Genomic DNA, 20752 nt, shown 5'->3' with positions numbered 1-20752 from the left:
AAAAAAGAAGTGGATATCCTACTAGAGTGTAGAGTATCCACTTCTCTTTTTTATCGTGTGTAAAACAGCTCAATCATTTAGGGATTTCTTCATAAGCCAACTTCATGATTACTTCCCTATGTTGAGGATATTTTGACAATAGCTCTTCTTGAGTGAACAGCTCAAAGTCCTGGAACTCAAAACCGGGCGAGACCATGCACCCAACTAATGAGAACGTATCTTCTTCTCTGACGGAAGAACCGAAGATAGAGTTTTTCGGGACCAAAACTTGTGGGACTTCCCCTTCGTCCAGGTTAATCCCCAGCTTACGTTCTTTGTAGTCCCCATTCTCATCAATCACATGAATCGTTAAAGGGCTTCCCGCATGGTAATACCATAGTTCATCGGATTTCAAACGATGTAGATGGGAAATGTCAGTCGAGCCCAATAGAAAGAAGATACTTGTATATAGCTTTCTCTTTCCTTCAAACTCCACTGATAACTCTTGATCTGAAGTCCGCTCCTCGGATTCAAATGTCCGTTTATAAAACCCACCCTCTGGATGTGGTTCCATCCCGAGCTTGGTCACATAATAGTTCGCATCGTTCATAGTAAATACCTCCCCAAAAATGCCCGCTCAATCGTAAGGACGGCACGTGATTTGATCATATATCAAACCGTACCTACATTTCAATCTAGTATGCAAGCTTATTCAATCCTTCTTCATCGATAATTTGATCTAATGAAATGCCACGGGGCATATCGGGTGGAACTCCATTTTCACCAAACGTATCACCACATTGTGTCTGTGTAACAAAAAAGTAGGAAGTGAAGTACTCGTAGTCATCTGTCTCTACGCCATCCGTACCTCCATGATTGATGCAACTATCGTCAATCTTTTCTTTATTACCTTCTGCATCCATATAATAATATTGATTATGTATAACGCCTTCACTTTCAGGAAGGGGGCTGAGTGTGTAGCCTTTATCATTAACTCGATACACATCAAAGTCTTCGCTTTTTTCAGGTCTTGGCGCATCCTCAACATCGTATACCACCCTCACTTCCCCCTCATACCCTTTTGGAATAAGATACAGTTCGTTTGTATGCTCTTCGAACAATGAATTCGGGGTTAACATCGATCCCCATGCAGCTAAAGAGAATAGAAGGGTGGTAGATAGTGCATTCATAAATATCATCCGATTGGCTGTCTTTAGCCCCCTCCCGTTTCCTCTCGCTCTCTGCCACTCTTCTGAAAGGAAGAAAAGCAAAGAGCAGACAACGGCATAGACTCCAAGTTCTCCTAATAAGAGGAAGGGTAGAAACCCAAACACCGAATAAATCAAAGAGGCGACAACAAAACGATACTTCCCAATCTTTTTCGTGACAAAATCCGATAAAAACGAAACTGGTAGCCCGTAGACGGCACATCCGATGAATGCATAGATCAATACGGGTATAACCATCCAAGGTTCCAATAGAAGAAAGAACCCGCTCAGAATAGCGCTGACAACTAGGACAGATTTGATTTTTCTACTGATTATTTCTTGCATGGCAATTCTCCTTTGGATGTAATCCTATTTCCATATATCTAATTGCCCTTAATCCACGAGGCGAAAAAATTCCAATCACGAACCGATCCATCATTATGTAAGATTTCTAGATATACCCCATCGCCTTTTCCAACCTGCCAAATGGCTTGTGCTGAATTAGGCTTATCCGTTATCCCCATGATTTTCATATAATGAAAGAATTGATCTTTACCTATGCAGTTATTTTCCGTAACATAAGCAACTAAGTACATATCAATACAATTGGCCCCGAAATATGTAGGTTCCCCATTTAAAATATGATCTCTTATCAGTTTGATTCGTTCATCACCTTCTACCGATAGTAAATCGGTCTTAATACCTTCAAGCTGATACGCCTTAAAACACCTTTTCTCCCACTGTTTTAATTTGGATACATCACCATTCACTTCTGTTAGTTTAGTAAGCATATTTTTCAAATTACAAACCGTCGGAATCACTTTTGAATGCAAACTTCTTCCCCGTAATGTACTTGGCAAATGAATTGTTTCTAATCGATTAGTTACCATTCTAAATTCCTCTTTTCTATACATCGAGTAATTTTTATACTTAACTTACTTTTACTGTAAGTATAACGATAGTTCCATATTTATTCGATAAAATTACCCATAAAAAAATCCACTTTACAGATAGTAAAATGGATTGGCATCTTATTAAAGCAATCTAATATCAAACTTCAACGGTTTCTTCTAATGAAGAAATATCATAGTAGGAGCTTAAATTTTCAAGAAAGAGCTCTTTTAAATCATCCTTTTCAATCATAGGTGACATAATGACTGGATAACTTTTATTGAATTCGAAAATGACACGTCGTCCTACACGCTCATCTTTTCCTAGATCATCTCGCCCGATAATTTTCGACTTCATTATTTTTGAGACTTGCAATTCATCAATGATGTCTAAAATATTTAATAAGAAACGGTCATTACGGAAAATTTCATATTTGATAATATAATTGTACATATCTAAGTTATCAATTAGCAATTCGTAATAACGTTGGCGTCCTGCTTTATCAGACACTGCATCGTTAATATATTGCACACCGAGAACACATTTATAAATATAACTTTCCCAGTTAAAATCCTTTAAAACGATGTTATTAAAATGATTGATGCCTTCTGAAATTTGTGGATATTGTCTTAGCAGATAATCCCGTTTCTTTACGGTGAGTAAAGAATGCCAAAATACTTCGTCAAAATGGAGATCACGATCGGTATTCAAATAGGAATGTGACAGGACTTCAAATGCTTCTAGAAACAATTCTTTTCGATCATTTTCGTTACGATGTGCCAAGTAAATCGGAAAATCTGGAGCTTCATCTATATAGACAACATCCTCCGAGAAATACTCATCTTTATATTTAACTTGATCGTCTAAAAAATCCTTATAAAACTGTTCGTTGTTTTTATAGCCTTTTTTGAGCAGTCTAATTTCCATTTGAACTTAGCCCCTTTACTGCTACTGTGAATTTCTCTAAGATTTTTTCCGAAATGACATAGATAACTTCATCAATCGTATCGATACTTATTTCACGAATCATTTTTTTCTTCATTAAATTATATAGTTTTAAGTCTAATTGATCGTCTGGAAGTTCAATTTCTTCTAAATCTACTTGCTCGTCATCGCCATTATTAACGATAAAACGTTGTAGAGCTTTTTGAAGCCCCATATAAATATATGGATTATTTAATGAATTGCTCATTGGCAAATTATTAAACTGTAATTCTTCGCTTTTGTAATGAATAATAATCGTTTCGTGGCCAAGTTCAATTTTGATATCACTCAATAAAGTTGGGTCCAATTTCTTTTCAAATAAATCTAATGGTTTATTGCTACGGCTATCGAATATTACAACATTTGAGAATCCCAAAGTTGAGTGCTTCCTCACCATGATGACATCTCTATATTGCTGATAAATTCCACTTAAATCATTGTTATCATTAAAGTGAATATTCTCTTTCGCTTGAAGATGTAGCTGTATCGATGTTCGTTTACTAACAGAAATACGTGACTTAGAAATCTCAACAAACGTGTCACTCGGACGTAGTTTATAGAATTTATTATCCTTGGATTGGATGACTAAAATGAGCTGGGCCTGTTCTTTTTCTAATAATCGGTTCATAAAGTCCGAATCAATATTGTATTTAATATTAAATCGATAGGTACTTGCATTTTCCTGTAAATCAACATCCAAAATAAATTGACTGCTTTCATAACTCGTTGATGTATTTGTTAATAATGGGTATGGGAAATTTGCATCCTTTTTATAAATCATGTTACACCTCTACATAATAAACAAATTTCAAGGCTTTATTGAAATTGTTTTTTAACTCTAATTTTAGTTTAGATACACCTTGGGTAATCGAAACGTCTTTAATGATATTATTTTCAACTTTACATTCGTTACCGGTCGTACCATCAATAACACGGCTGTAGTTGTTTAGTAGATTAAATTCGTCCGCATACTCAATTCCCATTCCATCAATAATGGCTAATGAAATATTACAGGTTACCTCTTTGTTAATTTCTTTACTGTCTGTAAAATCGAAATGGACTATTTCACTCGATCCAACAATTAGACGCTCAACAATTTCTGTATTAGCGATGTATTTATCACGTTCTGGTTCTATACCACTTTCATTATCTGCTGTCAGTTGACTTTTCACTTTCTTTACTGAGCTTTTCTTTTTCTCTGATCCGTCTTTCTTATTCGTTTTTGATTTTTTCTTCTTTTTCGGAATATCCGTTGTCATCTTCACAAGGGACTTCCCTTTTATTTTAACAGCCGACACCGTATCCGATAGATCCCGCTTAAATTGGTTTTCCATCACAAACAATATGTCTTTAGTATTCATGGGCCCATCTGTAGGGTTATTTTTCTTAATCGCTTCTTCGATAATGTTCGAAATTTCTCGAGATAGATTATTAATAAATTTCTTTGCGCGCTTTTGAAGGAGTGGATCTTTAATATGGTCATAGGACAGCTCTGTATGAGACTCGTTTTCTAATGATTTTAAGTACGCATCTTCTGCTGCTCCACCAATTAATACTGCGTTGAAAGGCTTATTAACGTTATTCTTAATTTTCTTGTCTTCGATTTTCATACCGATCGTTCGAACAATAGCCATCCTACCTTTAGGGATGGATTCATCATAGCGAAAATAAAGATTAAATTGGTACTCATTCACACCATCTGAAACAGTTAATGCTCTTGGCTTTTCATTTAAATAAGTCCCTACGTATAAAGGTGTAAAATCAGTTTTAATATCTGCCAGCTGTTGTATATAATAATCAGGATTCTCAACATAATCCTTAATTGTTCCCGCTGTGATTTTATTATCGTTAACAATTACTTCTAACTTATTTTGCAAAATCGATATAAAAAAGCTATCGCAGACACTCTTGATGATTTCCTTTTCATTGTCATACTCTTCACGTAAATACGGAATAATAATTTTCAAGCCACGGGTCTTCTTCTCGAATACCTCGTGGAATGTATTTTCAAATGGATAAAACTTAGTTTTGTAGGGTTCAGGTTCTACCATATCGGTGAAATAGCCAGAAGAGCGATAACTTTGGTTCTGATAAGTATGCTCGATCAATTGCACGGTGCCACCGAGATGCTGATTCCCTTCTGCATCACAATTGGCAAAGTACATGAGGTTTAAATCAGAGGCTGCATTTGAGGCAATCTTCCCAACACCGTGAGATCCGCCCCGTGAAGTTTCTACTGCTTCATCCTCTTCTTCTGAATGAACGCCTTTGTTATATGCATAAATAGCCCATGTATCTTCCTTTGAATCACTTTGACCATTGTTAGCCCCTTTTAGACCACGGGTATGGAAATCTTCAAATGAAATATATCCTACTTCATCTTGATTCATTTTGTTCCGCATATGTTCAATCGCTTCTTTTGTATAGTTGTTACGACCTTTCAGACATGATATGCGATCAATCACTTCTTCAATGCCGGGGATGTCATCTTTCTGGATGGTTCCAGTCTTAATTGTTAAAAGCACTGGTCCTTCATAATCAAGCAACCGTCCATCAAGAGCATTCTGTGTATTTTCACGTGTTAAGCCGGATATCCTTAGATTGAAAAATCGATCTAAAATTTTATTAAAGTTTGACTCCTCAATGTTCGGAATGGGTGAGAATTTCCAAAACTGTTTTGTATCTACCGAATTCATAACATACTCCCTTAATAATTTATTTCCTGAACTTCAGAAGTTTTATCTATAATTTTATTAATCTATCTCTTTCCACTCTAATTTTATTATTTTGTTCATTTACATAGTCGGCCCTTTTGATTCCATATGCATTTAACCCTCTATTCCCCTTCTTATACTTAATGTTAAGACGTTGAGAACCTTCGTATTCTTCATCTATATATAAGCATTCTTTCAGTTCCCCAGGGTACAGAAGAGCCAGCTCACTTTTAAAGCGATCTTCAAAATCATTTATACAAACAAAAGCCAATAACAGTTTGTCACTTTCCCCTTCTAGTTTCCTAATTTCCGCTATTTCAGCTTCACTAAAGGAAAATTGCCAGTTCAAACTATCCGAGTTTTCTTTCGACAACACCCGATACTTCGAGAAAATTTTATAATCTCCCTTATTGGTAGAAATCTTATAGATATTACGCTTTTCTCCTTGTTCTAATATGGCTGGAGTCAGCCCATTATTCACCAATAATGATAATAAAGATCCAAAATAGAGATCAGCCTTTTTCAATTCCATTTTCATTTCCGCCTTTTTGTTTTTTTATATAGATCGGAACTATATGTACGCTAAAGAGAGTGGGCTTCTTGATCACTTTACTCAAGACTGAATCTCTTGCCTTTTTTCTTGGGTTCTTTCTCAAATTTTTCTTTTAACAAAACCAATTCATTTTCCAATGTTAGAAAAATTTTCTCAACATCTTTATCTGTGTACTCATAATTATTTTTATTTGAACAATTTCCTAATAAATTCATGAGAGTAATAATTTTGTTCGTCCTTGTTTCCGCAACGCGTACGAATCGATCTCGCTTTGTCTCTAACACGAGTAAGTCATCCTCCCCATATTTTTCCTTATATTGATAATATATAGGTAAATATACACTAATACAATACTTCTTTTACTTTATTTCGAAAATGAAGTATAGATTTTTAAATAATATATGCATATTTTTATTCATATATATTAAGAATCAAGTAAATTCGTACACTCTTTATAAAGAAGAGACTGTTTCAAAAGATTCAGCCTAAATTCTCAATAAAATTAAAGAGGCATACATGTTGGTGAACAACATGTATGCCTCTTTAATTTTGTTATTACTTGAAAATAATTTTCTGCATAATATAATAATCAGTGATTATCTAGCCTTTCGCTCAAAATGATAATGCAGCCGATATTCACAAATATCCTTTGTCATATCAAATAAAAGCGGCTGATCCTCATGTGCAATATCGAAATTCAGCTTAAACGTATCATCTCCATACGAAAGGAGGCCCTTAGAACTTCCACTCCACTTGGTCATCGGCATCGTTGCTATCAACTTACTAACTCCAGCTTCATCATACTGCCATAGTTTCTTAGAAGAGTTGTCCGCAAAGTCGATTTGTTTACGATATTCGGTTTCAGTTAAGTAACCATGGAAGAAAGGAGCCGCTTGCCTAGATGTAATGGGTTTGAACCAATCATTCTGTCCCCGCTCCAACATCGCAAGTAGAACCACCATCTTATAACTCTTCGCCATACCGGTCTTTTCTACTTCCACCAACCATTGTTCATATTTATGAAAAATGGTTGATTCACTTTCTGAAAGCTCCCCCGCCCATTCTAAAAATCCATAATAAGAAGAGAATTCCTGCCGATACTGAGGAGAATCGGAGGCCCCTTTTAAATGCAATTCCAAATATGTTGGTCTTCTTCCTAACTCCTGCTTTAATACTTGATAATCGCTCAGTAGTTTGTCTTGTCTAGGCTGCTTCTTCCTCGCCATTTCATTTAAGAGATTGATAACCTGAACATCCAATTCCATATCACATAATTCAGGCAAGACCGGCTCAATGGCCTTGCCTTTCTTTTTGCTAAAATCTTTATCAAACAAACTCAACTTAACATCTGCATTACGATAGTTACCTATCAAATCAATGATCACGCAATAATCCTTGGTATCATGGAGCCGTAGCCCCCTCCCAATTTGTTGGGTAAAGACCGTTAAAGATTCAGTCGGTCTTACAAATAAAAGCGTATCTACGGCGGGAATATCGACTCCCTCATTGAATAGATTTACCGTAAAAATAATATCCAAAGTGCCCTCTGCAAGCCGACTTATGGCCTCGTCTCGATTTAAACCCACTTGCTTGGAATGAAGGCTAACCGTTCGAAATCCCTTCCTATTAAAATAGGTAGAAAGAAAATCTGCTTGCTTAATCGAAGAACAAAAGCCTATTGTCCGCGTTTGCTTTTTGTCCGTCCATGCCTGCAGTACCTTATCCGCCATCTCGTCCCGTAATTGAAGCTGAAGTAATTCGGTCTCATCATACCGATTCCCGAGCCATGTAATCTGACTATAATCTGTCTCATCATAAACCCCATAATATTTAAATGGTGAAAGCCAGTTCCGCTCAATTGCCTCCAAGAAATCCAATCGGAAAGCGACATTCCCACCACAAATTGCATGCACATCTTTGTTATCGTTTCGATCCGGTGTGGCTGTTATCCCCAGCATGAATTTCGGCTTAAAGTACTCCAGTACCCGTTGATAAGAATCCGCTGCCGCGTGATGAAATTCATCGACCACAATCAAATCAAACTCTTCAGGATCAAACACTTGGAGATGTCGTTGCATGCTTAATGTATAAATCGATGCAAAAGTGGTGTGTCCGTTCGTTTCCTTCACCTTGCCATTATAGATAGAAAACTCCTGATCAGGCATGACCGTCTGGAATGATTTCTTTGCCTGATGTAGAATTTCTTCAAGATGGGCAATAAACAGGACCCGTTTAAAGTTACGGGCAAAGAAACCAGCAAGATACGTTTTTCCTAACCCGGTCGCCATCACGACCAATGCCTTATCATAGTCTTCTTCCAGTGTTTTATTCAGTTCCTCGAGCGCTTCAATCTGTGCGAATCGTGGATAGATTTCTCCATACGGAGCCGGTGGATCATGAATGACTTCCGTTGTTGGAATAGGTTCTGTCTCATTTGGAAGCATTAAATCCATTTCTTCTGACTCTGTCCATTTTTGTGCAAGATTTGGCGTATGTATGTGAAACTTCTCATACCGATCTTCGTACTCCTTCAGCGTTTCTTGATTCAATGGAATCGTTTGACCGGCATAAAACGTTTCTAAAAAAAGGTGCAAGCCTTCGGAAAAGACATCCTCATCATCACTAACGGAAAGACTCCACTCCACCCCATGACTTAACGCAGACCTTGATAGATTGGAAGAACCAACAAACAAGCAATCCTGCTTCTCCGTTTGGAAAAGGTAGGCTTTTGGATGAAAGGACACACCATTACTCTTCCACAGCCTGACCTCAATCCTAGGATCAATCTCTAAAAACATTCTCAATGCTTCTGGCTGCGTCACGAATAAATAATCGCCTGTACACACCTTAATCTCTGCCCCACGTTCAGCTGCGACTTTCAAGGCATCTCCCAGATACTGAACACCGGACTTCATGACAAAGGAAGTCAAAATACATATCGAAGAAGCAGACTGAATCTGCTCCAATAAGTGTGTTCCAAGTTGACTCGTAATTAATTGGACCTTACTCATCTCAATCTCGCCAAGAATTTTTTATCTTTAAATTTATTTATTGTTTCCATGAACAGTTCAATCCTCAATCTTAAATTTATTTATCTTCCAAACTTTAAGAGCTAGTTCCGCTAGGTATTCCTGTCTTTCTATAATCTGTTTTATACCCCACTCTTTATATTTTTTCAGATTATTGGAAATCTCAATGCTACTCTTCTTATATACTTCTAATTTTATATTAAAAGTTTTATTTGAAATTTCTCTATTATATTCATCACCCAATAGAGTAAGATTTCCTAACCTCCATAAATATTCTTCTTTAGTATCCTCATCAATTTGCCAATCACCAATTTTATCCGGCATAATGTGTTCAATATGAATCCTATTATTATCTTCGATAATTGTTATTTCTTTATCAAAAAGTGAATTTATTTCTCTAAAGATATACCGAATAATCGGTTTTTTTGTAATTTTAGCTGTTTTAAAATCGTTTTCAAATTCAGAATTTGATATTTGTAACTTTTGAAGGCTGGTCAGGATAGGAGCTATATCTATTTCGGATTTGTTTGATATAGCATATGCAATTTCCGCAAATATCATTTCATACTTATTAGTAACTTTATTTGAGATTATAATATTCCTAAATACCAGCATTTCTATTTCCCTTACCACAATAGAAATATCTTCTTCACTATAATCTTTATTTTTCATAGCTAATACAATAGGAAAAAAAAGACTAGCATTAAAAGTTTTTAAATTATTTAAGCTAGTATTTAACTTTTTATTTTTAAAATAAACAGTATTTTCTTTGGTACTTATTGAATTATATAGTTGAGCTAAGTTTTCTAGTTCATTTATTAAAGTAATACATTTGCTTTCAGTGTTTATTTTCTTTTTTATTCTTTTATATAAAGAAACAGTTCGGACAAAATCCTCTTTTGAGTTCCAATAATGGCGAATATATCTAGTAGTATCTACATTCTCTAAACTACTTTGCATTTTTTCCCAACTTCTCTTAACATAATCAATCTGACCTCGAGCATTTTTAAATATATGATTCTTTAAAAGATCTGAAGTCTCTAGCCCTTTTCCTCTGGCATTAAGCGATTCAAAAATTATAAATGCTTCTTCTAATTGATTTGTCTCTACGTACATAACCTTGAATGAATTAATAAACTTATCATAATATTCATTGACAACTGCTAACTCTTGTTCCTTATTACCTGCTTTTTTTATTTCATTCATTATTTTTTCATATAAATAATTATATGCATCATAAATTCTTTTTTGAGACTTTGATTTAGGTTTTTCTAAATCATTATCTGAGTCTATTTGTATATTATGCATAAAATATCTATTGTCTTTGTTCGATAATTTTAATCTCAGACTATCTTTTTGAGGAGACCATCTTCCTATATATTTTATTCTAATATCTTCTGAATTTTCACGTGCTATATAATCTTTATAATTCGTATATAAAAAATCAAATAACCTATTAAGAACACTTAAAAAGATTACAGAAGTTGTAGTTCTTTGCTGTCCATCTATAATAAATCTTTTATTTTCCTCTTCATCATTATGGACTACAATTTGGCCAAAAAAATGATCCTGTTCTTCATTATTAACAACACTTTTTAAATCTAACCAAAAATCATCTATTTGTAACTCTTCCCATGAATATTCTCTTTGATAATCAGGTATGTGATAAATATTATCTTGTAAAAATGATCCAATAGTTTTAAAAGCTGAATTATTAATTGGCATAAGTATTCTCCTATCTATTAAGTTTAACCAAAAAGATTTTTCTAAGTTCATGAATAAATCAAGCCTTACTCATCTTCAACCTCAATCAAATAAATTTTCTCTTTAAATGCTCCACGCTTAATCAATTTACTCTTACGTAACTCCTCGACATCCTCAATAGAAGCACCTTGAGTTTTCGCTAAGGCATGAATAATTTCTAAAATATCCGCCAATTCTTCAATTGCATCTTCTTTGTTATCGGTCTCTACATATTCCTGAAGCTCTTCAAAGCTTTTATTTTTTAACTCTTCTATAAATTCTTTATCATTTAATACTCGGGTTATATATTTCTTACCGGTACCTTCAATTATTTCCGGGATACGATCACGGACTAGTTTGTTGTAGATTGTCATGTAACGGCCTCCTTCAAAGTTAATATCATGATTATATCAAAAGACCTTATCCTTAATTTTGTCATTTCCACACAGGCTCTCAATTATGATATTATTTAAACATAGCAAAATCATAGGAGGTTACCATGAAGTAGCTAGTTAAAGTAGTTTTAAGAAACGATCATTATTTTTAACATTTCATATTTGATAATATAGTTGTACATATCTAAATTATCAATTAACAATTCGTTATAACGTTGGCGTCTTGCTTCATCAGATACTGCATTGTAATATATTACACAGGATTTTCCATATATTTAATTTGAAACGTTACCATTATATCGTAAAATATTCTCTTTAAGCACATCTACTTTAAGTACGTTAACTCTTCTTAATTATTTTGATATTTAAATTTATACTTAAATTAAAGATATCTTTATGCTTAATTCTACCGTTATCCGTACTGAATTCATTATCGACAATACGTACAAACATCAGACGTCCGGCTAAATGACTTTACTCCCCAAAAGCACTTACAAAACCGATTAAAAGCCTTTTCAAATCCTCTCTGTCATCTACAAAAATAGTAATTTCATCGTTGTAATCGATAAAATCATAGCCTTGCATGTAAAATTTTCTTGTAAATCCTGATCTAGTATTACCAATATATCATTATGTAATTGTAGGACCTCCATGGATTTTCATGATTACTGAATCAAAATATAACAAATAAACTTATAACATTGAGCAACTCGTTCATATTATTTTAGTGAAATTTACTTATTTTAAACTTTACAGCAACTTTTTGATAAAAAAAGTAGTAATATAGATTATAGCATATCTATATGCAAGAACTTCTGTTCGTATTATTAGTTCTTAATCAAGGAGATGAAAACATGATTTTTAAAAAAGGGGAATTATTTAACGGCCCAGGTGGTTTGAGCTTAGCAGCAAAAAACGCTGTCGTTATCCACCCGGAGACAAAAGAAGTATTCCAAATTGAACATACATGGTCAAATGACTTCGATCAAAATGCTTGTCGTACATTTGCACTCAATATCTGTGGCGATGAAAATGATCCAAGTGTGATTTGCGGTCCTGTTGAAAACTTACCGATTGGTGATCGTTCTGTCTTAAAAGACATTGATTGCTTCGCCTTCGGTTTCCCATGTAATGATTATAGCAATGTTGGAGAAAAGAAAGGCTTAGGCGGTACATTTGGTCCACTATATAGCTATGGTGTCAAAGTATTAAACGAATACAAACCTAAATTCTTTGTTGCCGAAAATGTCGGAGGTTTACAAAGTGCGAATGAAGGTCGTGCATTTATTCAAATTTTGAATGAATTAGAGGCACCTGGCAAAGTCGAATATGTAGTCACACCACACCTTTATAAATTTGAAGAGTACGGTGTACCACAAGCAAGGCACCGCATCATTATTGTAGGAATTCGAAAAGATCTTGCTGAACAAGGTGTTGAGTTCAAAGTACCTGCACCAACGACACCAAATTCTGCTGAATATAAAACATGTAAAGAGGCCATTTTAAACCCACCGATACCAGAAGACGCACCCAACCATGAGATGCCACGTCATACCGCGAAAGTTCAAGAAATGCTAAGCTATATTCCACCAGGCGAAAATGCTTGGTACATTGGTATACCTGAAGATTTACAGTTAAATGTTAAAGGTGCCCGTTTAAGTTCTATTTATAAACGGCTTGACCCGTCACGTCCAGCATATACGGTAACAGGTAGCGGTGGTGGTGGTACACATATGTATCACTGGGACGAAACACGAGCTTTAACTAACCGTGAACGTGCACGTTTACAAACTTTCCCTGATGACTTCATCTTCACAGGAAGTAAAGAAGCTGCCCGTAAACAAATAGGCATGGCTGTCCCTCCAGCAGGTGCGGAAATTGTTTTTGTAGCAATTTTAAAATCATTTGCAAAAATACCTTATGAGTTCGTTGAACCAACAAAAAAGTTTCAGTTAGAACATTTACAAAAAGAGAAATTAAAAAAAGCTGAAAAGACTAATATCAATACTGATGAAAAACAATTAGCTTTTAATAATATCTAATTTGTAAAGGAGAATGAAACATGTTAAGTGGTCCTGTTCACCAAGGAATATTACGTAAGTTCGAGGGATTAAAAGGCCAAACTATAGTTGGTAAAGTACCGATTAAGGGCATTAACAAAGAACAACGCGTACCAGCAGATCAATTTGTAGAAGAAGATCACATTCTGCATGACTTAATCCGTGGTTTCTATAAACCGGCTGGGATGCCGTTTCTAATCTCTTATCAAGCAACCGAATCAGATGAAAATTACGGCCATCAAATTATCTGGAAAGATAAAACGCTTCACGAATTTGATACGATTGAAATGAGACCTCCTAGTAGCCCAAAAGATAATCGAAAAAAGAGTGACATTGCGGCAGCACGGTACAATTTAGAAAACCAGATTCCAATTGGCATCCTGCATAAAGTAGAAAAGGGTGTCAACTTGATACTGGGATTAGGTATGATTGTAGAAGAGAATGAAAAAGGGGCTTTTATTGTTAAACCTTATTCATTCAATACCGTAACCTCTACTTCGACAGTAGAAAAAATTGTGAAGCAGGGTCTTGATAATATTGATTTCGATGAAGAATTGATTACGGAAATTATAAAAGAAGTCAAGCAACGTAAGGGACAAGCGAAGTTCCGCAAATTGCTCCTGATGAAATACAAAACGTGTGTTCTTTGCAGTGTAGAAGCAAATCACACACGCGCGAGTCATATCAAGCCTTGGGCATTTAGTACCAATCAGGAACGTTTGGACATACATAATGGTATTTTATTATGTCCAAACCATGATCACTTGTTTGATAAAGGCCTAATAACATTTGAGAAAACGGGCAATATCCTGACTTCCAGTTTACTTTCATCGTCACAACAAATGAGTTTTAACATCAATTCTAGGTTACTCCTTCAAATGGCGGATGAAATGCAACAATATATGGCCTATCATCGTCAATATGTCTTCAAAAAATAAGCAACAGGCGTAGAAAAAAATTCTGCGCCTGTTGCTTATTTTATTTTATTTTATTGAACTACTACTTTAACAATACATCAAAGTTCTAATTCAATCGTTTGATTGGCAAACCAAAATTCATTGTAGCATCCGGGCCAATATGAATGTCTAGCCTGCTTCCTTTGCACCTTATTAATATAATTTCTAAAATACCAATACCCATTCGGATAACACACTCTGAACAATCGTTCACCTCTTTGAAAGCTAAATCGTGGTTTATTGTCTTACTAGAAATAAATTTTACGAGAATAGCACATTCAACTATCCCCGCTTACTTATTCCAGAGTCAAAATACGTTCAGAATTTGTATTTCACCACAATATATCGATCTGCCAAAGGGTACTTGTGTTTGTAGATCATTAACCTTATGTCGTTCAGCTAATAACTATTGTACTAATGAAAATCCTTTAAGCTAACTTCCCTAAAATTTGATCTGCTAAGAAAGTTACTCTTGTTGTTGCTCATAATGAATCAAGCTGTTGTACGCTTTGACTTCGATTCCATGATACTTTTCTTTAATTTTATTACGGCTAATACTTTGCAAGAAAAACCCCTCTTCATTTTGCTTAAAAATAAAATTCAGGCAACTTTAACTGTAGTTTTAATAAAAATAATTTTTATTGCACAGATTAATCCTTATAAGGATTAATCTGTGCAACTTTAATTTGCAATGATATTTTATAAGAGGCTTAAGGGGGTGATCAAATGGAAAAGCAGGAAGACTTTAATAAAGGAGCTCTCAGAAAACTAACTGAACAATATTTAACTGCCATGATCCTTGAACAAGATATACTTGGCTTCCTAGTAAATAATGTAAAGACAAAAAAAAGTAGGAGTACCGAATTAGCTGAAAAAGCAGGCAAATCATTGAATACAATTTATAAAAATATAAATGAATTAAGTATTTACAATGCCATAAGCCTATTAAGATATTGGCAAGCAATGATTGACATTTGCAAAGAATACAAAATTGAAAATTCAAGAATCCCAAGTTTGGACCAACTACTATTAACTTATAAAGATATCTTAACTCTCCTTAATCATATTACTACAGAAGATCAAATTGAAATACTTATCCAGAATAACCTTAATGCACTTTCTCAAATAGTTATATTTTACAAAAATAAATCAACTACTGAAAAGGAAAAAGAATTACTTAAACAGTTGCTCAGTAATTCATTAATCAATTCTGAACTAAAGAACCAACAGCAACAACAAAAAGTAGCCCAACTAGAAAGGATGAAGAGAAAATGAGTGAGCGTAAAGTATGGTTTATTACACGTCCAGAGAGAGATCCTGAATTTCACAAAGATGCAATAAGTGCATTAAAAGAGGCGACGAATAACTTTACAACAAAGTGGCAAGGAAATCGCGAGGCACATAAACAATTCGAAAAAGTATTGGTTGCAAGAGGGTTAAAACGAAATAACATCAGTACCGATGGCTCTGGTGGCCGTACATGGTGTGCTATGCTGAAAACATTCGCTTACTGCTATATTGATCATGAAGGATATGTAAAACCGACAAAAGTAGGTCAATCTCTAATTAATGACTATAAACAATATGAGAATGTAAAAAAACAAATTCTGACACTACAGATTCCAAATGCTTACTTTTTAGAAAAGGGTTTTCGTCCAAAATTCGCACCAACCTTTCGGATTAGACCTGCTCGTTTTTTAATTCAATTAGTCCAAAGTACTAAATTAGATTACTTTATCACTAAAGAGGAAATCACATACTTCGCTATGACAGCACAGCGTGATAATGAACTTCAACATGTGATACAGAGTATTTTAAAGTTCCGTTCGAGTGATGATAAAAAACAAGAAGAAATGAAGCAAGAAATCGCTGTTGAATATGATCACCGAGCTCGAAATGATCATGCTGCACGTGACTATTTCCAAGCGCATTCAGATGTAGCCCATACATTCATGATGCTTTGTGAATATACAGGCCTAGTAGAATATCTTAGAGGCGAATCTATATTAAAAATCGAACCTAGTTTAATTAATGATTCACAAGAAATAATAGCCTACTACGATGAGCGTTATCCGTTTAACACACGCTATTTAATTTCATCTGAGCGTATGGCACAAAACAATGGTCTAGACATAGATAGTTATAAAGCGAGTGGTTACAATGATATTAAGCCTGCAAACAACCAAGATAAATTCAAAAATAAGGTTGCCGCTATTCTGAATGGACTTCCGAATGCAAGCGAATTGTCAAAAGATGAATTGCTTCCACATTTCATATCAGTTTTTGGTCCAAAAAAAGCAGAAAAAATCATTAATGATCTAATCATCAAAAAACCGGAATTAATAACTATTCCTGCAGAATTTGTTGAAAACTACTTAGGCGACCTCACACCAAGTGAATTTGAAAAAGAAACTGTAAAAATCTTAAAAGCAATTGGATTTGAAGTCACTTATCAACCGAAAATAAACGGGACTTCAACAGAAATTGAAATTTTTGTGCAGTATAAAAATTACTGTGGCATTATCGATACCAAATATTATCAGTCAGGCTTCCCTTTATCACAAAATCTAGCTAATTATATGGGTAGCGAATATATTCCTAATTACCTAAATTACGGTAATACCCCACTTTCATTTTTCGGATACATTACCTCTGCAAAATATACAGGTGATAAAAAGTTACACTCTATTACTAAACTAGCTGACAAATTAACTGGTCATCACATTGAAGGTTTTATGTTGCAACGCGATGTGTTAATCGGGTTCCTTGACTACTGCTTAGAAAACGATTTAACACTTGAGATGCGTATTCAATTATTTGTCGAAGCAATACAAAATAAGGGGATTACACATTTTTAAAACAAGGGAGATATAGATTTTACATTTATATTTTCAAAGAAGAAATAGGTACCGATAACGTTGTAGACAGTGAAGGTTATAGTAGCCTAATAACTGCTATAACAAATTACTGCTCACAAAACTAAATCATCTCAAATCTGTATATTTTAAAATGTATTATTATCTTCAAGTCAACAAAAGTGTATGTTTTCGACTGAGCATACACTTTTGTTGACTTGAAGATTATTTCTAGAAATCATTAGGTTCAATTACTCTATATTCTGCTCTTGCATCGATATTAAGTCCAATTTATTAGCCATTTTTCTTTAAATTTCTTCATTTATTATGTGATAAGCTGGGATACACATCTCGCCTATACCTATATTCGATCGTATCTTTTACCTCAGTTCCTATTTAATGAAAATCTTCGATCAAACCATCTTTCTAATTCTAAATAGCGACGTTCCTCCTTTATCGTTGAATATGAATAATACACCACCATCGTATCTCGATAAACTTCCTCACTTCATATACTTTTTAAGAATTCGCTATGCTGAAATCGTTTTTACAACCTAATAACGTGTAGCCAACTATATTAACCTCTAAGAACTTTTTTCACCTATTACGCTCCTTCTGGTATATTTATTTCTTTTATTCATAAATTCCCTCCTTAAAAATACATATATTTTCGATTAAAAATCACAAAATACAGTACATATTATCACTACATTTTTAAAATAGATACATATTTTAATTTTGCAGTTTATTATATGTTATATTTATATTATATTTTTAAATAATTATTAATTTGGAGGTATATATATTGAATGCTAATAAAAAAATGGACAAATTCGAAGAGCTAGCTGAAAAAAGAGTTAGTGATACATTAAAAAAACTACAACTTATAGGTAATCTAGCGAACAAAAACAACTACGAATATACTGATGCACACGTTAAACAAATAATAGATACGCTAGAATCAGAAATTAAAACTTTAAAAAATAGATTTATAGAAGAAAATAAGGAAAGAAAAACCGAATTCAAATTTCACAAATAAACATTATTGGAGGTCATTATAATGGCTGTAGCAGTACCACAAAATTGGAAATCAAACATAGCACAAGTTGTAAAAGGATATGAAACTGAACCTGCTAAAGGATTAATTCATGGATTACAAAAAGATTTTGTTCAAAATTCATGGGGGCAGAGAGTTGATTTAGTACGTGGAAAAGGTTGGGGAATGCAGTTTAAAGTTATAAACAATCTCACTGGCCAATTCCTTACTATTCATGATTTTGGAACTCATGGGTTGACTGGTGCAAATCTAACAATGGATGATATTAGTAACCTAACAGATAATCTAGATCCTTCTTACCGTTTAGCTCGCTTTTCAGCCATGAACTATTCTGGTGGGAATGAAGGAGCCGGATTATTCGGACGAGGGAAATTAATATTTTCTGCTGCTTCAAAACGCAATTACTATATATATGAAAGTCTCTCAAAGGACGGTTATAGAGTAAACTTTAAAATATTAGAGGGGAATACACTTAATCTAGCGCCTAAAGCATATGAAGGAGAAAACGCAAAAAGATTCTTAAAAAAAGAAACTGGTTTGAAACCTATTAAAAAAAATGGTACTAGAATTATTATCATTGATCCAATTGATAAACTTGTCGACGCTATTAATTCAGGACTGTTTATGAAACATATTGAGGAAACTTGGTGGCCCATTATAGGAAAATATCAAGCCAAGATCGAGGTAATAGATTCTGCCAGCAAAAATAAGAAAGCCAAAGTCCCACAAGAATATTCAACTGAAAACCTAATATCCCATAAAACTATTGATAATGTCCAATTGCCTGGTTTTTCAAAAATAAGAAAATTACATTTTGGCATATCAAAAAGTACTATTTCAGAAGACCTTCTTGGAGTATATTTATATCGAAAAAATATGAAAATGGGTGAAGTCCCCTTAAATATTCCTGAAGAAATTAAAGATAGGCTATTTGGTTATATTGAAGTAGACGAAGATTTTGAGAAACACATTGAAACAATTGAAAACCTTGAACATTACGGTTTTACTAATAAACGAACAAATGTGTTCCAATCATTAAAGCTAGCTGTATCAAATGAATATGAGATCTTCATGGAAGAAGAGGGTTACATTAATAAGAAAGTTGCAGAGGATGACCTAATGCAAAACGAATTAATTGAGGTAGCTGGTGAATTAGATAGCTTACTAAATGATATAGATCTTTCAAATGGGGATTCAGGTAAAAAATCCGAGTCTAAGTTCTCATTAAAGTGGCATGGGATGAGCTTTCCCATTGATAAAGCTAACTATTTAAATTTTGGGGATGAAGTTACAGATATAACTTTTGGTATTACCAATAAATACTCTACTCCCAAAAAATTCAAAGTTAACTTAACAATTAAATGTGAAAAAAATACAATTGTATCCATATTTAGTGATGAGGTAAGAATAGAAAATGGGGAGAATTTTCTCTCACCACCATTCAACTTTAAAATTTCAAATGACTTTATACCTGAAAAAAAACATTCTATCGTTTTAACAGTTTCTCCCCCAGGTTCACTTAAAGAGGAACAAATAGAAGCGACTTTTTATTATGATATGGAAAGACGTGTTTCTGAAACTAGAGATTTTTCTTTAAAGCTTGAAACAATTGACCTTCCTAATAACCAAAGTAGACGTGTTAATACAGGAGAAATTATAAAAAATATCTCTTATAAGATTTCAAATAATTCTCCTCATATGGCTTCTTTGGGATTGAACGTTTCAACTTACATGGCCCAACGACCAAAAACATTTTTAGAAACAAGCTGTCACCATAAATTCGTCCTTCCACCACACACTGAAATCATTATTCCTTGTAGTGATATCGAACTCACTAAAGATCTTTATGAAAATATTATGTTAAAAGGCCCTATTGAGATACAAGCTATTTTAAGCGCTACTGATAAACTTGATAAATATGAAGTTTCGGAAATCATCTGTAAGAATCCACCACTTCTTGTTTACTTAAATCAAGAAGATGGTTTTATTAATCAAACTTTTAGCACTGTCCAAATGCTCGAAGGAGATGACTATCGTTCGTGGGTTAGCGGAACACAAGGAAATTGGTCCTTCTCACTATATAAAGATCACCCTTTATATGCAAAAATCGCTAATAATGAAGAACAGCGTAAAGAATACATTATCGAAGAAATGCTAAAACAAACTATTTATGTACATTTAGCTGAAGGAAACACCACTATTTTAGCCATGTTTAGTGATGATATGTCTGAGATAGAAGAACTTTCCGAAGCAGCGTTATTACAACACGCTAACGCTGTAGTAGATAAAATCCAACTAAAAAGAAACTTAAACTAGGAGGACCAACAC

At 34.1% G+C, this 20752-nt stretch carries 17 protein-coding genes; 6 read left to right on the top strand and 11 right to left on the bottom strand.

Annotated features, from left to right (window positions below):
• Positions 1-73 precede the first annotated feature (73 nt).
• From ACIQXQ_RS11470 to ACIQXQ_RS11420, 11 genes are all read right to left on the bottom strand, one after another.
• Positions 74-589: a cupin domain-containing protein gene (locus ACIQXQ_RS11470; protein ID WP_402957507.1), complete on the bottom strand. Its 516-nt coding sequence runs from the start codon at positions 587-589 to the stop codon at positions 74-76.
• A gap of 85 nt (positions 590-674) precedes the next feature.
• The gene (locus tag ACIQXQ_RS11465; protein ID WP_402957505.1) at positions 675-1532 is read right to left on the bottom strand and encodes a DUF6843 domain-containing protein; all 858 of its coding nucleotides are present in this window, start codon (positions 1530-1532) and stop codon (positions 675-677) included.
• A 38-nt stretch (positions 1533-1570) separates the two neighbouring features.
• On the bottom strand, positions 1571-2077 hold the full coding sequence (locus tag ACIQXQ_RS11460; RefSeq protein ID WP_402957503.1) for a hypothetical protein: 507 nt from the start codon (positions 2075-2077) through the stop codon (positions 1571-1573).
• 160 nt (positions 2078-2237) lie between these two features.
• On the bottom strand, positions 2238-3005 hold the full coding sequence (locus ACIQXQ_RS11455) for a hypothetical protein (protein ID WP_402957501.1): 768 nt from the start codon (positions 3003-3005) through the stop codon (positions 2238-2240).
• Entirely contained in the window at positions 2995-3843 is an 849-nt protein-coding gene (locus ACIQXQ_RS11450; RefSeq protein WP_402957499.1) for a hypothetical protein, read from the bottom strand. The genes ACIQXQ_RS11455 and ACIQXQ_RS11450 overlap by 11 nt, the downstream gene beginning before the upstream one ends.
• Before the next feature lies 1 nt (position 3844).
• Positions 3845-5758 carry a hypothetical protein gene (locus ACIQXQ_RS11445; RefSeq protein ID WP_402957497.1) on the bottom strand — a complete coding sequence of 638 codons (1914 nt, stop codon included), beginning with the start codon at positions 5756-5758 and terminating at the stop codon, positions 3845-3847.
• A 46-nt stretch (positions 5759-5804) separates the two neighbouring features.
• Positions 5805-6308, bottom strand: coding sequence for a hypothetical protein (locus tag ACIQXQ_RS11440; RefSeq protein WP_402957495.1), 504 nt, complete (start codon positions 6306-6308; stop codon positions 5805-5807).
• Positions 6309-6385: 77 nt separating this feature from the next.
• Positions 6386-6613 (bottom strand): hypothetical protein, encoded by a 228-nt coding sequence (locus ACIQXQ_RS11435; protein ID WP_402957493.1) that lies wholly within the window; start codon positions 6611-6613, stop codon positions 6386-6388.
• 312 nt (positions 6614-6925) lie between these two features.
• Positions 6926-9340, bottom strand: a complete 2415-nt coding sequence (locus ACIQXQ_RS11430; RefSeq protein WP_402957491.1) for a DEAD/DEAH box helicase family protein — start codon at positions 9338-9340, stop codon at positions 6926-6928.
• Between the two features lie 57 nt (positions 9341-9397).
• On the bottom strand, positions 9398-11083 hold the full coding sequence (locus ACIQXQ_RS11425) for a DUF262 domain-containing protein (protein WP_402957489.1): 1686 nt from the start codon (positions 11081-11083) through the stop codon (positions 9398-9400).
• A gap of 65 nt (positions 11084-11148) precedes the next feature.
• Complete coding sequence (locus tag ACIQXQ_RS11420) at positions 11149-11475, bottom strand: phosphoribosyl-ATP pyrophosphohydrolase (protein ID WP_402957487.1); 327 nt, start codon at positions 11473-11475, stop codon at positions 11149-11151.
• 875 nt (positions 11476-12350) lie between these two features.
• Between ACIQXQ_RS11420 and ACIQXQ_RS11415 the strand changes: the two genes are divergently transcribed.
• From ACIQXQ_RS11415 to ACIQXQ_RS11390, 6 genes are all read left to right on the top strand, one after another.
• Positions 12351-13538, top strand: a complete 1188-nt coding sequence (locus ACIQXQ_RS11415) for a DNA cytosine methyltransferase (protein WP_402957485.1) — start codon at positions 12351-12353, stop codon at positions 13536-13538.
• Positions 13539-13558: 20 nt separating this feature from the next.
• Positions 13559-14494, top strand: coding sequence for an HNH endonuclease (locus ACIQXQ_RS11410; RefSeq protein ID WP_402957483.1), 936 nt, complete (start codon positions 13559-13561; stop codon positions 14492-14494).
• 744 nt (positions 14495-15238) lie between these two features.
• Positions 15239-15787: a hypothetical protein gene (locus ACIQXQ_RS11405; RefSeq protein ID WP_402957481.1), complete on the top strand. Its 549-nt coding sequence runs from the start codon at positions 15239-15241 to the stop codon at positions 15785-15787.
• Positions 15784-17370 (top strand): AlwI family type II restriction endonuclease, encoded by a 1587-nt coding sequence (locus ACIQXQ_RS11400; RefSeq protein WP_402957479.1) that lies wholly within the window; start codon positions 15784-15786, stop codon positions 17368-17370. Before ACIQXQ_RS11405 ends, ACIQXQ_RS11400 begins: the two co-directional genes overlap by 4 nt.
• An 802-nt stretch (positions 17371-18172) precedes the next feature.
• A complete protein-coding gene (locus ACIQXQ_RS11395) occupies positions 18173-18406 on the top strand; it encodes a hypothetical protein (RefSeq protein ID WP_402957478.1) in 234 nt (77 codons plus the stop codon).
• Between the two features lie 21 nt (positions 18407-18427).
• A complete protein-coding gene (locus tag ACIQXQ_RS11390; protein WP_402957476.1) occupies positions 18428-20740 on the top strand; it encodes a hypothetical protein in 2313 nt (770 codons plus the stop codon).
• The last annotated feature ends 12 nt before the right edge of the window (positions 20741-20752 follow it).

The organism is Peribacillus sp. NPDC097198, assembly GCF_044762055.1.
In the GTDB taxonomy this organism is placed as follows: Bacteria; Bacillota; Bacilli; order Bacillales; family DSM-1321; genus Peribacillus.
Note: the sequence above shows the minus strand (reverse complement) of the source record. Positions and strands in the feature narration are given on the sequence as shown.

Bases quoted from the DNA above. Each gene is read 5' to 3' on its own strand.
- ACIQXQ_RS11410 (WP_402957483.1), top strand. From the start codon at position 13,559: ATGTTAAGTGGTCCTGTTCACCAAGGAATATTACGTAAGTTCGAGGGA.
- ACIQXQ_RS11470 (WP_402957507.1), bottom strand. From the start codon at position 589: ATGAACGATGCGAACTATTATGTGACCAAGCTCGGGATGGAACCACAT.
- ACIQXQ_RS11455 (WP_402957501.1), bottom strand. From the start codon at position 3,005: ATGGAAATTAGACTGCTCAAAAAAGGCTATAAAAACAACGAACAGTTT.
- ACIQXQ_RS11415 (WP_402957485.1), top strand. From the start codon at position 12,351: ATGATTTTTAAAAAAGGGGAATTATTTAACGGCCCAGGTGGTTTGAGC.
- ACIQXQ_RS11390 (WP_402957476.1), top strand. From the start codon at position 18,428: ATGGCTGTAGCAGTACCACAAAATTGGAAATCAAACATAGCACAAGTT.
- ACIQXQ_RS11405 (WP_402957481.1), top strand. From the start codon at position 15,239: ATGGAAAAGCAGGAAGACTTTAATAAAGGAGCTCTCAGAAAACTAACT.
- ACIQXQ_RS11430 (WP_402957491.1), bottom strand. From the start codon at position 9,340: ATGAGTAAGGTCCAATTAATTACGAGTCAACTTGGAACACACTTATTG.
- ACIQXQ_RS11445 (WP_402957497.1), bottom strand. From the start codon at position 5,758: ATGAATTCGGTAGATACAAAACAGTTTTGGAAATTCTCACCCATTCCG.
- ACIQXQ_RS11450 (WP_402957499.1), bottom strand. From the start codon at position 3,843: ATGATTTATAAAAAGGATGCAAATTTCCCATACCCATTATTAACAAAT.
- ACIQXQ_RS11400 (WP_402957479.1), top strand. From the start codon at position 15,784: ATGAGTGAGCGTAAAGTATGGTTTATTACACGTCCAGAGAGAGATCCT.
- ACIQXQ_RS11440 (WP_402957495.1), bottom strand. From the start codon at position 6,308: ATGGAATTGAAAAAGGCTGATCTCTATTTTGGATCTTTATTATCATTA.
- ACIQXQ_RS11460 (WP_402957503.1), bottom strand. From the start codon at position 2,077: ATGGTAACTAATCGATTAGAAACAATTCATTTGCCAAGTACATTACGG.
- ACIQXQ_RS11465 (WP_402957505.1), bottom strand. From the start codon at position 1,532: ATGCAAGAAATAATCAGTAGAAAAATCAAATCTGTCCTAGTTGTCAGC.
- ACIQXQ_RS11425 (WP_402957489.1), bottom strand. From the start codon at position 11,083: ATGCCAATTAATAATTCAGCTTTTAAAACTATTGGATCATTTTTACAA.
- ACIQXQ_RS11420 (WP_402957487.1), bottom strand. From the start codon at position 11,475: ATGACAATCTACAACAAACTAGTCCGTGATCGTATCCCGGAAATAATT.